We start from the raw sequence: 23,946 nt of genomic DNA, 5'->3' as shown, positions 1-23,946 counted from the left end.
ACCTCGTTAATAATGAAGTTCCGGTCTACTCTGTATGACCTCTCACCAAACTCAAAATACTTTGCCAGATGATCTGCAATATCGCGTTGCTCGCGGGGACTACATAGTACCTACCTGCATACGGTAGTACTTCGCATAGATTCCGCCCTTTTCAAGCAGCTGCTTATGATTACCCGTCTCCTGAATTCCATCGGAATCCAGAACAATAATCTCGTCTGCATTTCTGATAGTAGAAAGTCTGTGTGCAATAGTGATAGTTGTTCTGCCCACTGCAAGTCTGTCCAGACTCTCCTGTATATATCTCTCTGATTCATTATCAAGTGCGCTGGTGGCCTCATCAAGAATCAGTATCGGAGGATTCTTAAGGAAAACTCTCGCTATCGCAATGCGCTGCTTCTGTCCTCCGGAAAGCCTTGCTCCACGCTCCCCCACCAGGGTATCGTAGCCGTTTGGAAGAGATGAGATAAATTCGTCAAGGTCTGCCTTTTTAGCAGCATCCTTGATTTCTTCAAGAGTTGCTCCCTGTCTGCCATAGGCTATGTTTTCCCTGATGGTTCCATTAAAAAGATACACCTCTTGCTGTACGATACCAATGACACCTCTCAAAGATTTTTGAGTCAGTGTCCTTACATCTTTTCCATCTATCTTAACTGCACCCTTGGATACATCGTAAAATCTTGGAAGAAGCGAGCAAAGCGTGGATTTTCCTCCGCCGGAGGGACCAACAATCGCAACTTTTTTTCCTGCATCGACATGAAGATTAATATTGTCGAGAACCCTCTCCTCCTCGTCATCATAAGCAAATGAGACATTTTCATAATCCACATCTCCCTTACAGGAGGTCAGCTCTGCAGCATCAGGCGCATCCACAATCTCAGGTACCACATCCATAACATCCCTGAATCTTTGGAATCCCGCAGCGCCCTTTTGAAGCTGCTCTGTGAACTCTATAAGTATCATCACCGGCCCTATGAACACATTTATGTATAGCGCATAAACAGCCAGGTCCTCCACCGAAAGACTTCCCTTTGCAATGAAAAGTCCGCCAAAAACAATTACTGCGATATACATAAGTCCTTCAAAGAAATTGTTTCCTGCAAAGAACATCGCCATAGTCTTATAATTTGCCTCTTTTGATTCCAGAAAGGCTTCATTGCTCTTATCAAACTTCGCTTTTTCAATATCTTCTCCGGTGAAGGATTTAACCACACGGATTCCTCCAAGAGTATCCTGAAGAGAAGAATTGATTCCGGCTATCTTTTTCCTGTTATCAAAAAAGGTCTTGCGCATGATCCCGTTTTGTCTGTATGAAAAAATCGCCATACATAACACAATCACAACAAGAATCAGGGTCATCGGGACATTCATAGTCATAAGAATGGCAAACGAACCTATAAGCTTCACTGTAGATATGAAGATGTTTTCAGGACCATGGTGAGCAAGCTCCGATATATCAAAAAGATCTGACACAAGCTTACTCATCATCTCGCCTGTGTTGTTCTTATCATAGTATGAAAAAGAAAATCTCTCGAATTGCTCGAAAAGATCGCTTCTCATTCCCGACTCCATGCGGGCTCCCATCATGTGCCCCTGATAAGTCACATAATGCTTACACAAAAATCTCACTATGTACATGATGAGCAGTACTACCGCCAGTTTCATCACTCCTGCGACAATCTTTTCGGGAGATTCAAGAAAAAGAGTCTGCCTCAAAATTCTAAGCAGCTGTGGAAACACCAGGTCTATGAGCGACAGAATCGATGCCGCCAAAAGGTCCAGCAAAAACACCCCAATATAAGGTTTGTAATAAGGTATAAATTTTTTTAGTAAATCCATATAAAGTCTAACTCCCAGATCAAAAATCTTTCACACCATCCCCTTGTTGTATCATACCCTATACTATATTTTTAGTCACTTACTTTCATCTGAGCATAACAATTTAAATGGAAATATATGAATCTTTTTATGAATTTGGTACCCTTTTATGGTTTTTTTTCAGATATCTGAAGACCAAAAGGAAATATATAATGATTTCTTGAAATTTGGTATCCATAATTTTCCAAAACATGGGTACCAAATAGATAAAAAAGCACTATCATTTCCTAGCAGTCATATAAAAGATTAAAATAATACCATAAAAGGATACCAAATCACAAAATATGCTCTCAAATTTCCAATCTTATATAACCCAGATTATATAGGGACTAGATACGGAACCCCATAATATACTGATTCCAGTCATATGAATACTATATTATGTCATAGTGGTTTTTTATCAATCAATAGTCTAATATTATATATGATATATATTCGTTATTTTCTTTGAGGGAGGTCGCCATGTATATTGCAATGCACTGTATCAATGCTACCAATGATTTACAGTATGAGATTTGTAAATTTTACGGAATTCATTATGACAACAGATATAAATCCTGTGTCATTTCAACAGACCATCAGCACCATGACTTTGTAATGCCCATGTCCGATACTGATTACAATGAATTTTATAAAAAGATGTTACTCGCTCTGGCCGCAAATGGCGGAAACGTAATTCAATTAAACAATTGCAAGGTCTTCAGGTGCAGGAAAAACGAGATCAGGCATGGTGAAAACCAAAAGCCTGATGTTCAAAGACTGTAACCTGCGCCCCGGATTCTTATGTACATTTCTGCTTTAGTACTCCGGAAGTCTTATTTGTAAAAATTTAGGCAGTGGATCATTATACCGACCCACTGCCTTTTTCTAAATATCATTCCAGATTTTCTACAAAGTTTCCAAATATTCTGATATCGCTCACAGTGCATTGAAGAGCTTCAATAACTCTGTTCATTCCTTCAACCGTCAAATCTCCGGTGAACTCCGCAAAGAACATATACTGCCACTTCTGCTCAGGAATAGGACGTGATTCCAGTCTTACAAGATTGAGTCCATAGATTCTGAAAACCGTGAGCGCTTCGTGAAGTGCACCTGCTTTGTGTTCAGTTCTGAAGCTTATGCAGATCTTGTCCCTGCCCTCTCTGAGCTCCATCATGGGAGATACCACGACGAATCTCGTGGTGTTACTTCTGTTTGTATTGATTCCTTCTTTTATTATCTTAAGACCATAGATTTCGGCAGCTCTTGAAGAACAGATTGCAGCCTTGCTCTTGTCTCCGAGTTCTGCAACCATTCTCGCACTACCTGCAGTATCGGCCTGGGGTACTCTCACCCATTCGCGATGCTCGTTTAAAAACTGCTCGCACTGGAAAATTCCCTGCTCATGTGAAAAAACGGTCTTGATATCAGACATATCAGCATCCGGAAGAACCATCAGATTGTGCTTTACTCTGACGGTTGTTTCTCCAACCATATAGCACTCGTACTGAGCAAGAAGGTCGTACACCTGACGGATTGCACCTGTCGAAGAATTCTCAATAGGAAGAACCGCATAGTCTGCTGCCCCGCTCTTTATCGCTTCGAAGGTGTCCTCAAAATGCAAAAGCCCTTCTGTATTAACGCCTTTCCCAAAGAAATCTATAGCCGCCATTTCGCTGTAAGCACCGGGTTCTCCCTGATAGACCACCTTGGGATTCGTAATAGGTTCCCGCACATTTTTAAGGGCCTTGTCCAATGGCTCGCAGGCACCGTGGCTCTCTCCGAGCTTTCGCTCCACACGCTCGCGAAGCTGGGTTATGTATTTTTCGTTGATTATCTGTATTTCTTCCATGTTGTCCTTCCCCTCATCCGTCTGCTTCCTGCCACCTTGTCTTCGCTCCGCTCCGGTCGGCGCAAGAATTAAGTCTTACTTCTCCGCCAATATTTGCATAATCTCTGCCAATACTTAAGGTTTCTCCGCCAAAACTTCCATCTTCTCCACAATCTCCTCCACATCCAGAAGGAGCTGTTTTTCTGCCTTAGCCGGATTGTTGTCCTTCGTATATTTATATAGGAACAAAGGATATGAAGCCGGTCTGAAAACAATCTTCTCATCGCAGGCAGCTATGAAAACAGGGATATTCTCTGCCTTTAGTCTTGCATTGTTGTTCATCTTGATGGCAACCTCACCGTTGCCACCCTTAATTTCAAGAATGTATAGCTTATGTGCCTTTTCTCTGAGAAGTGATATTCTTATCAGATTGTCAACCGACTCAGGTATTTCACCAAAGCGGTCACGGAGCTCATCTCTCATATCATCGCGGTCGCCCTCGTTCTCAATTCCGGCGATTCGCTTATATATCTCAAGCTTCTGCTCCTCGTTAACAATATAATCGTTTGGAATAAATGCGTCTACATCTATATCCACACTTGTTGAAAAATCTTCCAGAAGTGCATCCGTCTCCTCGCCCTTTTTCCTTCGCACTGCCTCTCCGAGCATCTTGCAGTAGAGATCATATCCGACAGATGCCATGTGTCCGGACTGGCTTTTTCCAAGAAGATTACCCGCACCTCTGATTTCCAGATCTCTCATCGCTATCTTAAAACCTGATCCCAAGTCCGTAAACTCACGTATTGCGGAGAGTCTCTTCTCAGCAACCTCTCTGAGCATCTTGTTTCTCTTGTACATAAGAAACGCATATGCGGTTCTGTTTGATCTTCCGACACGTCCTCTTAGCTGATAGAGCTGTGAAAGTCCCATCTGGTCTGAGTCATGGATTATCATCGTATTTGCATTCGAGATATCAAGTCCGGTCTCTATGATAGTTGTTGACACCAGCACGTTAATCTCGCCGTCTATGAAATCATACATGATACGCTCAAGCTCAGACTCTTTCATCTGACCGTGTGCAAAGGATACGTTCACCTCAGGCACCAGCTTCTGGATTCTTGCAGCCACATCGGCAATATCATTTACCCTGTTGTAAACATAGTAAACCTGTCCGCCTCTTGCAACCTCACGTGAAATCGCTTCGCGAACCATCTCGTCATTATACTCGCACACAAAGGTCTGGATAGGCTGTCTGTCCATGGGTGCTTCCTCAAGGACGCTCATGTCCCTTATACCCACAAGTGACATGTGAAGTGTTCTGGGAATAGGAGTAGCGGACAAAGTCAGAACGTCCACATTTTCCTTCATCTTCTTTATCTTTTCCTTGTGAGTTACTCCGAATCTCTGCTCCTCATCAACTACAAGGAGTCCCAGGTCTTTATAAACAACATCCTTGGACAAAAGTCTGTGAGTTCCGATTACAACGTCCACGAGACCTTTTTTTAGATCCTCCACAGTTTTCTTCTGTTCAGAAGCTGTTCTGAATCTGGACATCATATCTACTCTTACAGGAAAATCCTTCATTCTCTCTGTAAAGGTGTTGTAGTGCTGCTGCGCAAGGATAGTGGTAGGCACCAGAATAGCCACCTGTTTTCCATCCTGAACCGCTTTGAAGGCTGCGCGAATTGCTATTTCTGTTTTTCCAAAACCAACATCTCCGCAGATAAGTCTGTCCATAATCCGGGATGATTCCATGTCACTTTTGGTGTCCGATATAGCGACCAGCTGATCATCAGTCTCGTCAAACGGAAATGCATCCTCAAACTCCTGCTGCCAGACAGTGTCTCTGCTAAACTGATATCCATTGCTGTTCTGTCTCTTTGCATAAAGCTCCACAAGATCATCTGCAATCTCTTCAACCGCAGTCCTTACCTTGTTCTTAGTGCGCTTCCAGTCTCCCGTTCCAAGCTTGTTCAGCTTAGGTTTTCTTGCCTTACCATCAGCACCGGCATCACCGCTTGCATACTTCTGAATGACATTAAGTCCCGTCGCAAGAACATAGAGATTTCCGCCATCTGCATAACTGATTTTTATATAATCCCTGACAACATGGTCAGTTTCAATCTTCTCAATACCTTTATAAATACCAAGGCCGTGGTCCTCATGAACCACATAATCGCCCACGGTCAGATCAGAAAATCCCGAAATCTTCTCTCCGCTGTACTTGGACTTCGAGCTTTTCCTCTTCTTTTTTTTATGCTCTGTGAAAATATCACTCTCAGAGATTACCGCAAACTTAAGATCCGTATACTCAAAGCCCTTAAGTATTCTGCCATAGTAGGTCATTATCTCACCTGGCTGCAGCTCTCTCATTGGGTTCTCACTGTAAAAAGCTGTCACGCTCTGATCGCGCAAATCCTCAACAATTCTCTTGGCCCTTGTTCGTGAGCCGGAAAGTATGAGGACCTTATAGCCGTTTTTCACAAAGCCCTTAAGGTCATGTACCAGAGATTCGAAGCTGTTGTTATAAGGTGCAATACTCCTTGCGTGTACCTCGTAATGCTCCTCAGGCTCAAACTTATTAAGCCCCTTAGGTGCCTGAAGCGCAGAAACCATAACGCGTCTTGTGCTCTGCATTCTTGCAATACACTCCTCCGCAGAATACAGAAGGTCCATCTGTGACGGCAGCGCATATCCGTTCTCTGATCTGTGGATCATGCTCTCCCTGAACTCTGTCTCCACAGCGGAGGCATGCTCTAACACATGCAGAGGTTCATCTATGAAAATGCAGGATTTGCCTGCAGGAAAAAGCTCTAAGAAGGTCACCGTCTTTTCATAAAAATATCTGATGTAGCTCTCGAGGTTAACCTCCAGCTCCAGCTCTGTCAGCTCTTCCTTTAATTCTTCAAAGGAAGTTTTTATTCTGTGAGCTGCCTCTGTCTTAAACTCATCGCGAAGCTTCTGGTATACCATCTTCGCTTCGCTCTCCATTTTCTTTAGTCCCTGCTGTTTTTCATCATCCGTAAGGATAATTTCTGCTGCAGGATAAATCTCAATGGATTCAAGCTTGTCGATGGAACGCTGTGTCATGATGTCGAAGCTTCTGATGTTTTCGACCTCATCACCCCAAAGCTCTATACGATACGGGTTCTCCTCAGTCAGGTCAAATACATCAATGATGTCACCCCTTACCGAAAACTCACCCGGCGCACCAACCTGATATACTCTTGAATAACCTATCTGCGTGAGAGTCTTTGCTATTTTTCTTTCATCAACCGGCTTTCTCTTGTCGATTTTTAATATGTTTTGTTTAATGACATCAACAGGGATCTGCGGTGTCATAAGACTGGAAAAAGTTGTAACGACAGTGACTGGGCGTCCTTCGATGAGGCGTCTCAAACATCTTATTCGCTCTCGCACAATCTCGTTGGAATGAATATCCGCCTGGTAAAAAATCAGATCCTTCGCGGGATAAACAGTCACGTTACGATCGTAGAACCTATAGTCCTCAACAATTTCCTTAACCCTGATATCGCTATAGGTCACGATGATCCGATACTTAAAATCCTGAGCAAGACCGCCGATTAGGTGAAGCTTCTGAGAATCCATGCAGCCTGAAACCTCTGCACAGGCGAAAGGTTTTTCAAGATACTTATTCAGTTTTGTAAATGCCTCCAGTTCCTGGAGGGGTGCTTCTATGGCTCGCATATTGCCCTCATCCGTCTGCTTCGCAGACACCTGTCTTCGCTCCGCTTCGGTCCGCGCTAAACCGACGTCCCCCGGACGTCGAGCGCCCCAAAGGGGGAAGACTTGAAATTAATGTTTGACTCCGTTCCACTTGTTCATGGCTGCATTTACATCCTCTTCCATAATGAGTCTTACGGCGTCAGCCGCGTGATCCATTGCCTCCATGACATACTGCGCATCTTCTTTATCAAAATGTCCGAGTACCCAGTCTGCAAGGTCTATCCTCGGGGGCTTTTTGCCGACCCCAACTCTTACTCTGGAGAACTCGTCATGTCCTAGCTGGGCGATTATATTCTTAAGCCCGTTGTGTCCACCAGCACTTCCACCGGGGCGAACCCTGATTCTACCCGGATCTAAATCTATGTCATCAGATATAACAATCAGCTCTGATTTCGTATCAATCTTAAAGTAATCCGCCACAGGTCTTATGGATTCGCCACTGAGATTCATGTAGGTAAGCGGCTTAAGCAGGATAACCTTTTCATTTCCAATCCTGCCTTTTCCATACATTCCCTTGAACTTCATTTCCGTCAGATCTATATCATATTTTTCAGACAAAACATCTATAACGCCAAATCCAACATTATGCCTGGTTGCGTTGTATTTCTTCTCGGGATTACCGAGTCCTGCTATTAAGTACATATTAATCCTCGTTTGATTCATGTCCGCCTGGCTCGTGCCATCGCGTGAATAAAAATGGGAAGCGACCGAATCGTCACTCCCCATATATTAGCACAAAATTAAATTTATAAGTATAATAACCTTTTTAATATAAACTTCCAACTCCGCTCGGAACCGCTTCCTCAGCTACCGGTCTTGAATCGATGACCTCATCTGAAGCCTCGTCATAAGCCTTAAGAATGGTATCCTGAAGTAACCTTCTGGTATCGGAGTTGATTGGATGTGCAATATCACGATACTCTCCATCAACTGATTTTTTGCTGGGCATTGCTATGAAAAGACCCTTGTCACCTTCAATTACCTTGATGTCATGAACTACAAATTCATTATCAAGTGTGATTGAAACGATGGCACGCATTTTCCCCTGCTTTGCTACTTTTCTGACACGAACATCTGTAATATTCATCCTGTTAATCCCCCTTTTTGATGCTTGTTACTATACATGAATAATCATGTTTGTTAATTCTCAATAACAAATCTCTCTTTGTGCCAGCATAGAAAGATTTGAAATTGAAAACATCATTCAGATTACATACCTCTCATTATTTTCGACTACGATCTTGATATCGTTCTCTCCCTTGTAATAGGAGTTAGCCTGAATTGTACCGTGACTCTCCACGATGCAGTTCTCAATGTGAGTATTGTCTCCGATGTAAACATCATTCAAAATGATTGAGTTCTTAATGTAGCAGTTATTACCAATGAATGCACCCTTGAAAATAACCGAATCCTCAACCATACCATTTATGATACATCCGCTTGAGATAAGGCTGTTTGAAACCTTAACTCCTACATTGTACTTAGCAGGCGGAAGATCAATAACCTTTGTATAAACACCCGGATACTCGTTGAAGAAATAATTTCTTACTTCCGGCTTAAGGAAATCCATGTTTGTACGGAAATAATCCTCAACAGAAGCGATGTTATTCCAATAGGTCTTAAGCTTGTAACCGTAGATTCTCTTCATATCCTTGTATCTTACGAGGATATCCCTAACGAAGTCGAATCTCTCTTCTGTCTGTGCTTTTTCAATAAGCTCTATAAGCTGGCGGCGTCTGATAACATACACACCGCATGAAACCGTGTTGGATCTTGCAACTACAGGCTTCTCCTCAAACTCCTCGATACGGCTCTCCTCGTTCATACGAAGTGTTCCGAATCTCTCAGTATCGATATCTGCCGCAACATCCTTACATACAACTGTAATGTCTGCCTGCTTTTCAATGTGATACTCGAGAAGCTTGTTATAATCCATCTTATAAACACAGTCACCTGATGTAATAACCACATAAGGCTCATGACAGCTCTTTAAGAAGCTGAGGTTCTGTGCAATGGCATCGGCTGTTCCCCTGTACCACAGGTTGCCGTTAGCCTTGGCAGCAGGAGTGAAGACATAAAGTCCGCCCTGCTTACGTCCGAAATCCCACCACTTTGATGAAGACAGATGTGTGTTCAGGCTTCCTGCATTATACTGCGTGAAAACCGCTACTGTCTGAATATGGGAGTTCGTCATATTACTTAATGCAAAATCAATACTTCTGTAAAATCCGGCAATCGGCATAGCACATACTGCTCTGTTTTTAGAAAGCTCGTGCATACGGTTGCTGCCGCCTCCGGCAAGAATAATTCCAATCGCTCTCACTACCTATCACCTGCCTTATCTAATGTTCTTCCGCTAGCCAGCACTCTGTCCGGATAGTCCTTTTCGGTAGTTACACCGGAGATCATCGTGTTCTTACCAACACTTACACCATCAGGTACAACTGATTTTTCTCCGATAGTTACGATTCCATCTCTGTAAATTCCCGGCTTGGTCTCATTCTGAACTTCATCACCCTCACCAAGTTTTACATTATTTCCAATCTTAACCTGCTCGGCTATGACTGCCTTCTCAACATTACAGTTCTCACCGATCTCGGTTCCGTTCATAATGATTGAATGGCTTACTACTGTGCCCTTGCCAATCTTAACTCCACATCCGATTACGGAATTGTGTACCTCGCCGTAGATCTCAGAACCCTCACCGATAATACTTCTTGAAGTAGAACTCTCAGGTCCAAGGTACTGCGGAGGCTGAACCTCATTCCTTGTGTATATCTTCCAATACTCTTCATAGAGATTGAACTCAGGAACGATATCGATGAGCTCCATGTTAGCTTCCCAATAGGATGTCAGTGTTCCTACATCCTTCCAGTAGCCATCGAACTCATAAGCATAAAGGGACTGTCCCTTCTCCTTGCAGTAAGGAATAATATGCTTACCAAAATCGAGCCCAGGCTGATCCTGATTAGTTATGAGGGCTTCCTTAAGTGCCTCCCATGAGAAGATATAGATACCCATGGAAGCAAGATTTGAACGCGGCTTCTCAGGCTTCTCCTCGAAGTCCACAATCTTTCTGTCCTCATCTGTAATCATGATACCGAATCTGCTTGCTTCCTCAATCGGTACAGGCATAACAGCGATAGTAACATCTGCTCCGTTAGCCTTGTGGAAATCAAGCATAGTCTCATAATCCATCTTGTAAATATGGTCACCCGAAAGGATGAGCACATAGTCAGGATGGTAATTTTCCATGTACTCCAGGTTCTGGAAAATAGCATTAGCCGTACCTGTGTACCACTCACTGTTTGCGCTCTTTTCATAAGGAGGCAGTATGGAAACCCCACCGATATTTCGGTCAAGATCCCACGGAATGCCGATTCCGATATGCGAATTAAGACGCAGCGGTCTGTACTGAGTAAGTACGCCCACTGTATCTACTCCTGAATTGATACAGTTACTGAGTGGAAAGTCAATGATGCGGTATTTACCGCCAAATGAAACTGCTGGTTTTGCCATTTTTGCCGTAAGCACGCCCAGTCTGCTACCTTGCCCACCGGCCAGCAACATGGCAATCATCTCTTTTTTTATCATGTTAAGACCTCGTTGTCATTTAATAATGAATTTTTTTTGCTCGCGGTGCTTTTTATTAATGGTAGATTTTATTCCCCCACACAAATCACCAATTAGAGTATATCACATAAGATTTTTAAAGTGAACGCATTTACAAAAATAATCCGCTATTTTTCTCACTTTTTGGATATATTTTAAATTTTGACATGATTAATAGGAAGTAGTATGTTTATTCTATATATTCAGACTAACAAAGGAGGGACTTCATGTATCAGATTAGCTTTGATAATCCCATAAGTGTATATTTTATTGGTATCGGCGGAATTTCCATGAGCGGACTTGCACTGGTACTTGCTGACAGAGGATTTAAGGTAAGCGGCTCAGATCGTTCAGAATCCGAGGCTACAGCAGAACTTACCAAGGCAGGAATAAAGGTAATTATAGGACAAAATGCCGAGAACATCGACAGTATCATAAAACCTGATCTTGTTGTATACACCGCTGCCATTCATCCGGACAATCCGGAATTTGCCGCAGCAAAAAAGCTGGACATTCCCATGCTGACCAGAGCAGAACTCCTTGGTCAGATAATGCAGCACTACTATCTGCCCGTGAATGTTGCAGGGACCCACGGCAAGACTACCACAACAGCCATGGTTGCAAAGATCATGCTTGAGGGAAATCTTGATCCCACTGTTTCCATTGGTGGTTTTTTGAAGGACATAGGTGGAAACATCCGAATCGGTACTTCCAAATACTTTGTGACAGAGGCCTGCGAGTACACAAACAGTTTTCTTAGCTTTTTCCCCGGAGTCGGCATAATTCTTAACGTGGACGCCGATCATCTGGATTTCTTCAAGGACCTTGATGACATCAGAAGATCCTTTAGGAAATTTGCCGAGCTCATCCCTGAAAACGGAACTCTTGTTATCAACGGAGAGATTCCGAACCTTTCAGAAATAACAGACGGTCTTTCATGTAATGTAAAAACCTTTGGTTTTTCAGATGTGTTCGATTACTATCCGACCGATATTACTTATGATGCATTTGGAAATGCTTCGTTCCATATTAATAGAAGAAACTCAGACGGATATGACATAACTCTCAAGGTTCCGGGAAAGCATAACATAGGAAATGCCATGGCTGCCGCAGCAACCGCAGATGTTTTTGATATCCCCGAAGCAGAGATCAAATCAGGACTTTGTTCCTTTACAGGTACAGACAGACGTTTTGAGTACAAGGGAACTGTAGACGGCGTAACAATTATAGATGACTACGCTCATCATCCAACCGAAATTGCCGCAACCTTAAGCGCAGCTAAAAATTATCCTCACAAAAATCTATGGGTAGTTTTCCAGCCTCATACCTTTACAAGGACCAAGGCACTCATGGACGAGTTTGCAAACTCCCTTCTCGGTGCAGATAAACTGATAATTGCTGATATTTATGCTGCCAGAGAGACCGACAATCTCGGCATTAGCTCAAGGACTCTCAAGGAAAAAATCGAGTCACTCGGACATGAATGTTACTATTTTCCATCCTTTGAAGAAATTGAAAAATTTCTTTTGCAAAATTGCACTAAGGATGACATGTTGATAACCATGGGGGCAGGTAATGTGGTAAATATCGCAAATGACCTTTTGGGTATGTAATTTTCCACCCTATCCACTTACACCTTATACAATTTAATTAAAATTTCATGTGGATAACTTCCCGCTGGCTACACCGCGAAACGCTTTGTGTAGCCAGCGGTTTCTTATATTTTTTTCATAAAAATAATCCACCTTATCCACATTGTCCACAACGGACCGAAAACGTTTAAAGCCAGTACACGCCTGCTTTTTTATCGTCATTTTTCCCATTTGCATCCGGGTACATTAAGTGTATAATTCAAAACGTGTCAAAGAGAAGAAATGAAAAATATATTAAAAAAGTGGGTGAAGAAAAAGTATGATGGGGCGAGTAACTATCAATAATTCTATGATGTCAACGACATCACTTTCCAATATCTTTATAGACGAATACCTTGCAGATGCAAACGACGCACAGATAAAGGTCTACCTTTATCTGCTTAGAATGATGTGCGCAGGCACGGCTACCAGCGTTGCTGACCTTGCAGATAAGTTCAATTATACGGAGAAGGACGTTCAGCGTGCCCTCTCCTACTGGGAGGAGCTTGGACTTATTGGGCTTGAGCTCGATGCTGCAGGTCAGCTTATTGGTATCCATATGCAGGACATTCTTCCTAAGCGCGCAGCTAAGGTCACAAGTCTGCATTCAGTGCGCATCACTGAAGATGAAGCACAGCCTAAGTATTCAGTAGTAAAAAAGCCTAAGAAGAAGGCTGAACACAAGGACAATCCGCAGATGCTTTTCGTTGCTGAACAGTATTTCGGACGTACACTTAATCCTAACGAGATTAAGACTATCTACTATATTCAGGATGATCTTGAATTCTCAGAGGATCTTCTGGATTACCTTCTCCAGCACTGTGCAAGCGCAGGCAAGAAGGATTTCGATTATGTTCGCAAGGTAGCAATGGCATGGCATGAAAAAGGCATAACCACAACCGCGCAGGCAAGCCTTGAGAACTCAGCAAACAGAACTGCTTATCAGATTATGAAGGAGCTTGGTATGCAGAACGCTCCTACTCCTGCAGAGCTTCAGTTCTTTGATCGCTGGCAGAATGAATATGGCTTTTCACTGGTCATCATCACAGAGGCCTGCCGCAGAACAGTACTTCAGACTCAGGTTAAGCGTCTTCAGTACTGCGACGGAATTCTCAGAAGCTGGTTCAAGGGCGGTGTTAAAACTCTTGCAGATATAAACAAGATGGATTCCGAATTCGGAAAAGAGACCGCTAAAAAAGAAAGCATTAAGAAAATTGATAATATAAGATCAAACAATCGCTTCCATCAGTTTAGACAGAATGACTACGATCTTTCTAGTCTGGAACAACAGTTACTGGACAATTAAGATATGTGCTTCCCATACGGCGATATTAACGGGATAATACTAATCCGTGTGGGAAGCGCAGGGAGGGGAACATCGCTATGGCATTATCAAACACTCAGTACGACGAAATCATGCACGACTATGAAAAAGTCCGTACCCTTAAGCGCAGTGAGCTAACCAAGCGAATCAGGTATGTTGAGCAACATGTTCCGGGATATCTTGTTCTTGAACAGGAGACCGGAAAGAGAAGTGCTGCCTTCGGACGCCGCCTTCTAAGTGGGGAAAAGTTGGACAGATCCGAGCTTCACAGACAGTTGGCTGAGGTTGCAGCTCAAAAACGCAGCCTTCTTCGTGAAGCCGGTCTCTCCGACGATTATCTGGAGATGCAGTATGAGTGCCCTTTTTGCAAGGACACCGGTTACGTGGGCAATGAAAAGTGCTCATGCTTTAAACAAAAGATTATAGAACGCCTCTATGCCCAGTCAAACATTAATAAGCTGGCAGAAGAGGCTAATTTTGGTATCCTTTCCGAGGATTACTATGAAGGCGAGGATTTGGAACGTTTTCGCGGAGCAGTTAGAACTTCGAAAGATTTTATTAAGAATTTTGAAAGTTTATACCCAAACCTCCTCTTTTATGGTACAGTTGGTACTGGTAAATCATTCCTATCAATTTGTATTGCTAAAGAAATCCTTGAAAAGGGCCATTCCGTGCTGTATTTCAGTGCTGCTTCTCTCTTTTCAATGATTCAGACCAGTACTTATGATTTCAAAAAATCAGAGGAACTCAGGTCCTTATATGAAAACCTATACAATACAGAACTTCTCATAATTGATGATCTGGGGACAGAGCACGTGTCAAACACTTCTATTCCTCAGCTATTTACATGCATTAATGAGAGACTGAACAGGAATAAATCCACTATTATCACAACCAATTTTTCATTGGACGATATCAAGTCCATGTACTCAGAGCGCGTATCCTCCAGAATTGCCAGCTCTTATCATCTTTGTAAGCTGACCGGCAGAGATATACGCATCATGAAAAAGGTCCAGAATAGAAAGTGAGGAATTTTGGCAATGCCAAGAAGAGAAGAAAAACGTAACCTTGAAACAATCCCCGTTGGTTCACTGGGTATCATTCCCTTAAAGGGATGCGAGTCACTTGGAGAAAAGGTGGACTACTACCTGGTTAAGTGGCGTCAGGAACGCGAGAACGAGCACAAGGGCAGCCTTGCATTTACAGGCTATGAACGTCCCTCTTACCTCTTAAAGGCTGAGGTTCCGAGATTCGGAAGCGGTGAAGCCAAGGGTGTCATCAAGCAGTCTGTCAGAGGTGATGATCTCTACCTCATGGTTGATGTTTGTAACCACTCTCTTACATATTCTCTTTTCGGAAAAGAAAATCACATGTCTCCTGATGATCACTATCAGGATCTTAAAAGAATTATTGCTGCCGTAGGTGGTAAGGCAAGAAGAATCACAGTTATCATGCCTTTCCTCTATGAGAGCCGTCAGCACAAACGCACATCCAGAGAATCTCTCGACTGTGCTATTGCTCTTCAGGAGCTTGTAGGAATGGGCGTAGACAACATCATAACATTTGATGCTCACGATCCCAGAGTTCAGAATGCTATTCCACTTAATGGATTTGAAACAGTACGTACAACTTATCAGTTTATAAAGGCACTCCTTAGAAATATCAATGATCTTCAGATTGATTCAGATCACATGATGGTCATCTCACCTGATGAAGGTGGTATGGGTCGTGCTATCTACCTTGCAAGTGTTATGGGTCTCGACGTGGGAATGTTCTATAAGCGCCGCGACTACACTCAGGTTGTTGATGGTAGAAATCCCATCGTATCACATGAATTCCTCGGAACCTCTGTTGAGGGCAAGGATGTTATCATTGTAGATGATATGATTTCCTCCGGAGAAAGTATCTTCGACGTAGCAAAAGCTCTTAAGCAGAGAAAAGCAGCAAGAATATTTGCATTCTCAACCTTTGGTCTCTTCACCAATGGCCTTGAGAAATTTGATAAGGCTCACGAAGAAGGTCTCATCGACAGAGTACTTACCACAAACCTTATCTACCAGACTCCCGAGCTTCTCTCCAGAGAATGGTACATAAGCTGTGACATGAGTAAGTACATTGCTTACCTTATCGACACACTTAATCACGACGCTTCTATCAGCGATCTGCTTAATCCTGTCGAGCGTATCAACAGTATTATCGCCAGATACAAAAAAGGCGAGCTTGAAACCCAAAAGTAATTGCTAAAATACGCCCCCTATCTAAAGCCTTCCCCTTGGGGGGAAGGTGGCGCGAAGCGCCGGATGAGGGGGCCCGAAATCTTAACCAAGAATTGAGATTTCCAAAATCGTATCAATAAATCAATTGATTCCAGAATCAAATCCATATATTATTAGATTCCAGAATCAAATCCATATATTATTAGATTCCAGAATCAAATCCATATATTAAATTCCAGAATTCAAACCAAATACTTTGAGGCCTCGAAGATTCTACTCCGAGGTCTTTTGTTATCCCCCAATTCTCACTTTATCACTTCCAATTTTCTTGCTATATCTTCACATACTACATCAAAATTCCGATTTACATCATTATTTGCATATCTAATTACCTTAATCCCTATTTCCTTCAGATAATTATCTCTTTCAATATCGGTAGCCTTTCCATCCTTTTCAAAATGTTGTGATCCATCCAACTCAATAGCGGTTTTTGATTTAGCACAATAAAAATCAATAATATAAGGTCCTATTACCTTTTGTCTGTTAATAGTGACAGGAAGAGATTTCAAGAAGTCATACCACAAGTGGCGTTCTTCCTTAGTCATCTGCTTCCGAAGCTTTTGTGAATTATTCTTTAGCATTCTATTATAAGTTTTGGGCATAAACACTCCTCTGAAATAAAAAATATTACACTAAACAAATGTAATGGTGACAATATGTTGTAATAAACTACCAATCAAATAACTAATTAGTAAAAAAAACAATCTATATAAAAGTCTGTGAAAGTTAAGCGAAAGCTTAGATTTAATTATTATAATTAAAGAAACAATCTGAATATTGAAATAAACTAGTTAAAGAAATAATCTGATTATAAAAACTATTTATTGGGTTCAACTGCCGTTCCCCTCATCCGGCGCTTCGCGCCACCTTCCCCCCAAGGGGAAGGCTTTTATATTTGATCTTTATCTTTCCCCTTAGGGAAGGCAGGATTGGTTAATTCTCCAACCCCGGCAGATATGTTATGAAGTGATTACCGTTATTCTCAAGAAGTGATGTGGTATCGCCTCGTCCAAGCTTATAGATCTGTCCGGTGGAGGGTTCAAGAATAACTGTATTCAAATCATTGAATCCAATGATCAGCAAACTATTACCATCATTAAGCGTAGCCATAACCGGTATGTCCTGATTTACATAGTAGAGCATAGCCTCCATGGGACATCCGTCAAGCTCAAGGACTCTGGTATTAACCAGACTGCCCGATAAAATATCAACCACAGATTCACCCTGTTCGAGCATGGAATTCACATTTACATTAATTCCCTTATGCTGCAAAATCAGGTCAATGCAGACACTTGTTGAATTCTCAGCTGACATGTTCTCCATACTCTCGGCCAGATTTGTGATATACATAATCTGATTTGACGCCAGAAGATTTCCCCTTAACCAGACATACTGATTCACGTCATTCATGACAACTCCGGGTGCGGCATAAGCTCTGGTGACCGCATCTGCAGGATTATCATAAACCTTCTCAAGACCATACATACCATAAACATAATAATACGGCTCGGTCTCAGCATCCCTGTCTGACTTGATCTCAACCTCACGACTGCCCTCATACAGAGTCATATTCGGAGTCTGTACAATAAGAGACTTTTTCTTGATATTACTCTTCATGTTTATCTGAGTAACATTCTTATAATTCTCAGTCGCCGCAACTGTAACGAAGTTACTTCCGACCTCTTTTTTTAAAGTGCTCATAATCTGGTCATCAATAAGCTCATCGTAGAGGCCACTGGTCTCATTCCATGAAGCTCTGGACAAACGAATCAGATTATCTTCAATCGATATATCCGTAACAACACCCTGGGAAGGACTGTAATTCTCGAGAACATTACCCTCGCTATCCATGATGTGAATGCTATACATTCCGTAAACCACTGTTCCCATTCGGTCTGTATGAACATCCGATTCATGAACCATTCCATAAACAAGGTCCTCACCCATAAATCCAAGAACCCTGACAAGGTCGCCCGCATTTGCCTGAATATCAGACTGAGCCTGTGTACTCAGGTTCATAATCTGCGCACTCTTCTTGTCCTCATTCTGCCAGGCAATTATGCTTCCTGAATTTGAAATGCAATATCTGTCCTCTGAAATATTATCGATCAGTTTCTTCTGATTTCTCTGATCAAGATCTATCATGTAAATATCACCGTCAAGCTTTATGCAAAGCTCTCCGCCGGTGCTGGCATAGAGCACATTTTCAGAATAGGCACGAATTATGTCCTGATGCAGTGTCGATGGTATGAAAACCAGCTCCTCAATTGTATTAAGCTGCGAGTCATACTTATAAACCGCCGTTCCAACGTATCCCTCGTGATCACCACGGTTCATATACCCGGAAACAGCAAAGCGCACATTACCGGCTTCGTCAACATTCAGGATATGAATTGTATTCCCCTTAAAGGTCGCCCTGTCGTCTGAATAATCTTCATTATAGAATCCAAAAACAAGCGCAATCTTGTTATCATTGTTGTTATAAACGTAGAGTCTGTCTTGACTGATGAACGCAAATATACCTCCACCGTCGCTCTCTTTAATTGCCACATCAGGATCCGATATCCACAAACTGATAACATTATCCGAAAAATCTGAAGAATCAGCATTGAAAACATAGTTCATTTTTCTATCAAAATTCAGCAGATAGATTCTGTCAGAGGTATACCTTATTCTGTAGGCTTCTTCAACATCGTAAAGCTTCTCGCTTCCATCCACCGTCCTCTGTGTCACCTGATACTCAAGTCCGACAGTAGTTGTCTGCGAATGAATATCGCGAAGGAAAACCTTCGGTTCAGTACGGTTTGTGATATTAAGATCCCCCCAGGTCACCTGATCATAACTACTATTAATAGTAACGTGACTATAGGATGAATTATCTCCCTCGGAATTAGACTCCATATACTTTGTCAGTTCATCTGTGGATCCATTTTTATCAAAAGTCATTTCACGAAAATTCAATGCGAAGGCCATCGCCTCTTCCACATGAAAAGAATCCTCGCTCTCCGGCCATATAACCCTTGAATAGTAACGTGCTGTCTGTCCATTAACATTTGCCAGAATGACCAGCATATATTCCCGGCCTGCATCAATCAGGTCTTTCATCTGAAATCTGCCCCTGATAATATCCCCATCTTTTGACAGATCTGTAATCTCGGAATTCTCCACAAGGCTGTTTCCCGATACCTGCCTTACCTCAAATTTTAAATCGGAAACCTCTTCTCCATATGTATTCATCTGGAAAGAAATCCCTCTGGAACTTGTCGCAGGCAAAATCTCACCTCTCATATGCGCTACTTCCATTTCAGTAGCGTATCCATGAACCATATTTACCTGTTTTCCATTTATCTCAAAAGTTACAGTGGGAAAAGTAGGAGCACCCATCTTTGCAGTCATATCGACTGTTTCAACATTGGTGAAATGTCCGATTAAAATAACGGACAGAATAAATACTACTATTGTATATATAATCTTAAAGATTGCGTTTTTCATTACAAATCCTATACCTTAATTCCATTGACTTATTACACTCATCGCGGTAATATTTTTCTAACTTCTAAACGTTTATAGCAAAGCGCATGACGCAGATAGGGGGATTCATGAGTTACCCTGTTCTTTACCGCAAACGTATTATTCCGAATGAATGTATTCTATTGAAGGACGATCAGATCCTGCAATGTGATGATAACACCATTGTCACTGCATGGAAAGCAATTCATCCTCGTTCTGATCTGTCTCACGGATATTCCTGCTACTATTTAAAACGCGGATACAAGATAAGCAAATTCTACCGCGCTGATTCCACGCTTATGTATTGGTACTGCGATATCGTGGACTATCAAAAAGGTCCTGATGAAAATTCCATCATTGCACTGGATCTCCTCGCCGATGTGGTCATTTACCCTGACGGCAAGATACGCATCCTCGACCTCGATGAGCTGTCTGAGGCTTTTGAAAAAAAACTCATCGATGAAAAGCAGATGAAAATTGCGCTTCATTCGCTCAGCGATCTTATGGATGCAATTTATGAAAACAGCATATCAGCGCTTGAAGCGCCAATAATTAAAGCATTAGGAGCACCTCATCCGGTCGGATGAGGGTCTTAATAAAATACATGCCCACCGATATTAATTCCGGACAATCCTGGTATCGGAGTACGGAAGTATACACAGTTTCCTACATTTGTTGCTCCGCCCATAGCAGCATCTGCTGCCTTATAGCAGGCATCTGTTGCGCTTCCGTTTGCCAGAGCAAGGGCAAGCCTTCCACTTCCAACGGGTGAAAACTGCCCCGACTGATATATAACTCCTGTCACCGTATCAGGGTAAACAGAACTCAAAACTCTGTTAATTACTACTGCGCCTACAGCAACCTTTCCTTCATATGGCTCGCCACCGGCCTCGCAGTATATCAGATTAGCAAGAAGATATCTGTCACCATCTCCAAAAGAAACATCTGAAATATTTCTCCACTTTGATTTTTTTGCCAGCTTAGACAGTCTGATTTCTTCAGCAAGTTTAGCCTCAAGAGCCTTAACATCCTTGTTCTGATCTTCTATCTGAGCTTCATACTCTCTGGCCTGTTCCTCAATATTTTTAGCCTCTTCCTCAGCTGTGGAAATACTCTGCTTATATTCTTTGATACTACCACTGGTTTGGTTCACAAGCCCGGAGACTCTGCTCTGCTCAGCCTCAACCTGAACCTTATATTCATCAAGCTGTGCTTTTTCCGACTCAAGGATATGCTCCTTGTTGTCGATATTCATGCAGATTTCCTTATACTGTTCAAGCATTTTTCTGTCATAGGCTGACAATGCTGCAACATAATCACTTTGATTCAAAAAATCAGCAAATCCTCCCACATCCAACAGCATGTCAAAAAGCATAAATTCCTGCTTTTCATAGATGAACTGCACTCGCTTTTTCATAGCTGCATACTGCTCATCCTTGACATTGATCGCAACAGCAAGCTCCTCCTGCGTGGTTGTAATCTCTTCTTCCTTTGTATCTATCTGGCCCTCTAAATCCTCCAGATTATTACTCACCTCCGCAAGCTGCTCATTTAAGTCATTAAGCTTGTTCTGCAGAACCGTCTTTTCCTGATGTAAATTACTGATATCTTCCTTTTTATCATCAAGCTGTTCCTGCGTATCACTCAGCTGATCCTTTGTCTTATTAAGTTTATCCTTCGCTTCCTCAAGCGCTTTCTTAGTCTCCTCTGTTGCATGGACACTCACTGCCGGACTCCCCAAATCAAGACATACCACCGGCATCATAGCAAGTGCTGCGAGGCGAAAGGCCTTTCCCCAATAGCTTTTCACAATAATCCTCTGACAAAATATTTTTTCAAATTTCTATATGAATATTTTTCCCCGTTCTTTTGTATGGATAGTACTTTACTCCCGCCGCATCGAACATCTTCTTGGATGCTCTTGTTGCTGCAGAAGAGCTGTACTTATCGCTGTCATAAACCACTTCCTTTATCCCCGCCTGAATGATTGCCTTGGCACACTCATTACAGGGAAAAAGTGATACATAAAGCTTTGCGCCATCAAGACTTCCGCCTCTGTAATTCAAAATGGCATTTAGCTCACTGTGCGTAACAAAGGGATACTTTGTAGAAAGTTCATCCTCCCCGTCCCTCTCCCATGGGAATTTATCATCATCACAGCCAATAGGGAATCCATTATATCCCATAGATAAAATTTTGTTGTCCTGGCTGACAATGCAGGTTCCTACCTGAGTGTTCGGGTCCTTTGAACGCATGGCTGCAAGCTTTGCAACTCCCATGAAATACTCATCCCAGGAAATATAGTCTTCTCTTTTCATACTTTAATCTCCCTTCCCCTCATCCGACGCTCCGCGCCACCTTCCCCCCAAGGGGAAGGCATTTATATAATCAGCAAATCCCATACATCATAAGCCTTCCCATATGAAGACTTATTATATTCTGCAATCCCATTCATCATAAGCCTTCCCCTTGGGGGCGCACATCGTCCAGTGGACGATGGCTTTGCGCGGACCGAAGCGGAGCGAAGACAGGTGGTCCGAAGGACCGGATGAGGGGTTCTGCAAATCACACTTCCATATCAGATATCTCGGATATTCTTCTCTCATGCTTCTCAAGCCCGGAGAATTCCGTATCCAAAAATGTGTCAACAATATCAATCGCCATATCAGGACCGATAAGTGCGCCACCCATAGCAAGAACATTAGCATCATTATGCTCTCTTGTAAGCCTTGCAGAATGAGGTTCACTGCAAAGTGCACATCTGATTCCCTTTACCTTGTTGGCAACAATAGAAATACCAATACCTGTTGTACAGATTACAATACCTTTCTCGCATTCGCCGCTGGCTACAGCTTCAGCTGCTGCCTTACCAAAAATCGGATAATCACAGGAATTCTTATCATAAGTACCAAAATCCTTGTACTCTATTCCTCTCTCTTTCAGGTGTTCAATTACCACCTGCTTGATGTCAAATCCGCCGTGATCACTACCAAGTGCTATCATTTTTCATACTCCTCCGTTAAGTTAAAATATATTTCTCTTCATCTGTCATTTCCAGGATTGGAAGCTTTTAGATGAAGTTTACTTCCTACATTTTTATAGCTTCACTACCTTATGGCCTGCTGCCTTAAGAAGTCTGTTCATAATGGCCTGTCCGATTCCATTTTCATTAAATGCCTCGGAGTACATGCATCCTACATTCTCATCATCAAACTGCCTGAGTATACTGAAAAGATTTCTTGCAATCTCCTCCTCATCATCTCTGCTACCTGCACTTTTTACAACATCTGCCTTATACAGATCGCTGGTCTGAGATGTGGCAATAACCCCTGTCTTTATACCCTCGGCACGGAGCTTTTCAATCTCCGCATTTATATACTCCGTAACCGCTGCAGGATCACCCTCGACAATCGTGAGATCCCCCTTAGGTGCGTAATGTCTGTACTTCATTCCAGGAGCCTTGGGCTTAACACCACTGTCAGCGCTTAGGATTGTCTTATCGATGCTGACACCTCCAAGAATATCATCAAGCATCTCCCTGGTAACATATCCAGGGCGCAGTATCATAGGCGTCTCAACAGTTAAATCAACAATCGTTGATTCCAGACCGATTCCCACCTGTCCGCCGTCAATTATCATCTCTACTCTTCCGTCGAGATCCTCAATGCAATACTTTACTTCTGTGGGGCTTGGTCTTCCCGACAGATTAGCACTGGGAGCTGCTATATAACCTCCCGCCTGTCTTATAAGCTCTGCTGCAATCTTATTGCTGGGCATTCTTATTGCCACTGTATCCAGTCCGCCCGTTGTCTCATAAGGTACAGCTTCCGATTTATTCATTATCATAGTCAGCGGTCCCGGCCAAACTGCATCTGCCAGCTTATATGCTGCCTCCGGAACTTCTTTTACTATCTTTTCAATTGACTCCATATCCGCCACATGAACAATCAGCGGATTATCTGATGGTCTACCCTTTGCTGCGTAGATTTTCTTTGATGATTCCGGATTTAGCGCATCTCCGCCAAGTCCGTAGACAGTCTCAGTAGGAAAAGCTACAAGACCGCCGGATTTCAGGATTTCACCTGCACGTTGCAGGCTTGCAAGAGCAGTGGAATCTATGTTGTTTTCTTCTATTTTAATTACTTCCGTTTTCATAATTTA

The 23,946-nt window shown here is 42.5% G+C and carries 19 protein-coding genes; 6 read left to right on the top strand and 13 right to left on the bottom strand.

From position 1 onward, the window contains the following. Positions 1-99: 99 nt before the first annotated feature. Positions 100-1,836, bottom strand: a complete 1,737-nt coding sequence (locus G602_RS0103645; protein ID WP_026657732.1) for an ABC transporter ATP-binding protein — start codon at positions 1,834-1,836, stop codon at positions 100-102. Between the two features lie 501 nt (positions 1,837-2,337). Here G602_RS0103645 and G602_RS0103640 point away from each other — a divergent pair. Then, positions 2,338-2,640, top strand: coding sequence for a hypothetical protein (locus G602_RS0103640; protein WP_026657730.1), 303 nt, complete (start codon positions 2,338-2,340; stop codon positions 2,638-2,640). Between the two features lie 109 nt (positions 2,641-2,749). On the opposite strand, the gene G602_RS25005 is transcribed toward G602_RS0103640, so the two are convergent. The 6 genes from G602_RS25005 to G602_RS0103610 form a co-directional block, all read right to left on the bottom strand. After that, positions 2,750-3,706, bottom strand: a complete 957-nt coding sequence (locus tag G602_RS25005) for a prephenate dehydratase (RefSeq protein ID WP_049945030.1) — start codon at positions 3,704-3,706, stop codon at positions 2,750-2,752. A 114-nt stretch (positions 3,707-3,820) separates the two neighbouring features. After that, positions 3,821-7,393 carry a transcription-repair coupling factor gene (mfd, locus tag G602_RS0103630; RefSeq protein WP_026657729.1) on the bottom strand — a complete coding sequence of 1,191 codons (3,573 nt, stop codon included), beginning with the start codon at positions 7,391-7,393 and terminating at the stop codon, positions 3,821-3,823. A 108-nt stretch (positions 7,394-7,501) separates the two neighbouring features. Further along, positions 7,502-8,074, bottom strand: a complete 573-nt coding sequence (gene pth / locus G602_RS0103625) for an aminoacyl-tRNA hydrolase (RefSeq protein ID WP_026657728.1) — start codon at positions 8,072-8,074, stop codon at positions 7,502-7,504. 124 nt (positions 8,075-8,198) lie between these two features. After that, positions 8,199-8,519, bottom strand: coding sequence for a septation regulator SpoVG (gene spoVG / locus G602_RS25000; RefSeq protein WP_044930955.1), 321 nt, complete (start codon positions 8,517-8,519; stop codon positions 8,199-8,201). A gap of 117 nt (positions 8,520-8,636) precedes the next feature. Further along, positions 8,637-9,755: a glucose-1-phosphate adenylyltransferase subunit GlgD gene (glgD, locus tag G602_RS0103615; RefSeq protein WP_026657727.1), complete on the bottom strand. Its 1,119-nt coding sequence runs from the start codon at positions 9,753-9,755 to the stop codon at positions 8,637-8,639. Then, positions 9,755-11,026, bottom strand: a complete 1,272-nt coding sequence (locus tag G602_RS0103610; protein ID WP_026657726.1) for a glucose-1-phosphate adenylyltransferase — start codon at positions 11,024-11,026, stop codon at positions 9,755-9,757. Before G602_RS0103610 ends, glgD begins: the two co-directional genes overlap by 1 nt. A gap of 245 nt (positions 11,027-11,271) precedes the next feature. On the opposite strand from G602_RS0103610, the gene murC reads away from it, so the two are divergent. The 4 genes from murC to G602_RS0103590 all read left to right on the top strand — a co-directional run bounded on the left by murC (position 11,272) and on the right by G602_RS0103590 (position 16,236). After that, the gene (gene murC / locus G602_RS0103605) at positions 11,272-12,657 is read left to right on the top strand and encodes a UDP-N-acetylmuramate--L-alanine ligase (protein WP_026657725.1); all 1,386 of its coding nucleotides are present in this window, start codon (positions 11,272-11,274) and stop codon (positions 12,655-12,657) included. Between the two features lie 298 nt (positions 12,658-12,955). Then, the gene (locus G602_RS0103600) at positions 12,956-13,981 is read left to right on the top strand and encodes a DnaD domain protein (protein ID WP_081675820.1); all 1,026 of its coding nucleotides are present in this window, start codon (positions 12,956-12,958) and stop codon (positions 13,979-13,981) included. A 77-nt stretch (positions 13,982-14,058) separates the two neighbouring features. After that, positions 14,059-15,027: an ATP-binding protein gene (locus tag G602_RS0103595; RefSeq protein ID WP_026657722.1), complete on the top strand. Its 969-nt coding sequence runs from the start codon at positions 14,059-14,061 to the stop codon at positions 15,025-15,027. A 12-nt stretch (positions 15,028-15,039) separates the two neighbouring features. Next, a complete protein-coding gene (locus G602_RS0103590; protein ID WP_026657721.1) occupies positions 15,040-16,236 on the top strand; it encodes a ribose-phosphate pyrophosphokinase in 1,197 nt (398 codons plus the stop codon). Positions 16,237-16,520: 284 nt separating this feature from the next. Here the strand turns inward: G602_RS0103590 and G602_RS0103585 are convergent, their stop codons facing one another. Then, positions 16,521-16,877: an endonuclease domain-containing protein gene (locus tag G602_RS0103585; protein WP_026657720.1), complete on the bottom strand. Its 357-nt coding sequence runs from the start codon at positions 16,875-16,877 to the stop codon at positions 16,521-16,523. Positions 16,878-17,208: 331 nt separating this feature from the next. Beyond that, complete coding sequence (locus G602_RS0103580) at positions 17,209-19,767, bottom strand: hypothetical protein (RefSeq protein ID WP_026657719.1); 2,559 nt, start codon at positions 19,765-19,767, stop codon at positions 17,209-17,211. A gap of 107 nt (positions 19,768-19,874) precedes the next feature. Here G602_RS0103580 and G602_RS0103575 point away from each other — a divergent pair, with 107 nt between their 5' ends. After that, positions 19,875-20,372 (top strand): DUF402 domain-containing protein, encoded by a 498-nt coding sequence (locus G602_RS0103575; RefSeq protein ID WP_026657717.1) that lies wholly within the window; start codon positions 19,875-19,877, stop codon positions 20,370-20,372. A gap of 5 nt (positions 20,373-20,377) precedes the next feature. Here G602_RS0103575 and G602_RS0103570 read toward each other — a convergent pair whose 3' ends face one another. The 4 genes from G602_RS0103570 to G602_RS0103555 all read right to left on the bottom strand — a co-directional run bounded on the left by G602_RS0103570 (position 20,378) and on the right by G602_RS0103555 (position 23,940). Next, positions 20,378-21,595, bottom strand: a complete 1,218-nt coding sequence (locus G602_RS0103570; protein ID WP_242835479.1) for a cell wall hydrolase — start codon at positions 21,593-21,595, stop codon at positions 20,378-20,380. A 25-nt stretch (positions 21,596-21,620) separates the two neighbouring features. Further along, positions 21,621-22,103 carry a deoxycytidylate deaminase gene (locus tag G602_RS0103565; RefSeq protein WP_026657715.1) on the bottom strand — a complete coding sequence of 161 codons (483 nt, stop codon included), beginning with the start codon at positions 22,101-22,103 and terminating at the stop codon, positions 21,621-21,623. Between the two features lie 247 nt (positions 22,104-22,350). After that, a complete protein-coding gene (rpiB, locus tag G602_RS0103560; RefSeq protein WP_026657714.1) occupies positions 22,351-22,788 on the bottom strand; it encodes a ribose 5-phosphate isomerase B in 438 nt (145 codons plus the stop codon). A 93-nt stretch (positions 22,789-22,881) separates the two neighbouring features. Continuing rightward, positions 22,882-23,940 (bottom strand): L-threonylcarbamoyladenylate synthase, encoded by a 1,059-nt coding sequence (locus G602_RS0103555; protein ID WP_026657713.1) that lies wholly within the window; start codon positions 23,938-23,940, stop codon positions 22,882-22,884. Between the last annotated feature and the right edge of the window lie 6 nt (positions 23,941-23,946).

The sequence above is a fragment of the Butyrivibrio sp. AC2005 genome, from assembly GCF_000424145.1.
Lineage (GTDB): Bacteria > Bacillota > Clostridia > Lachnospirales > Lachnospiraceae > Butyrivibrio.
This window is presented reverse-complemented; position numbering and strand designations above follow the sequence as displayed.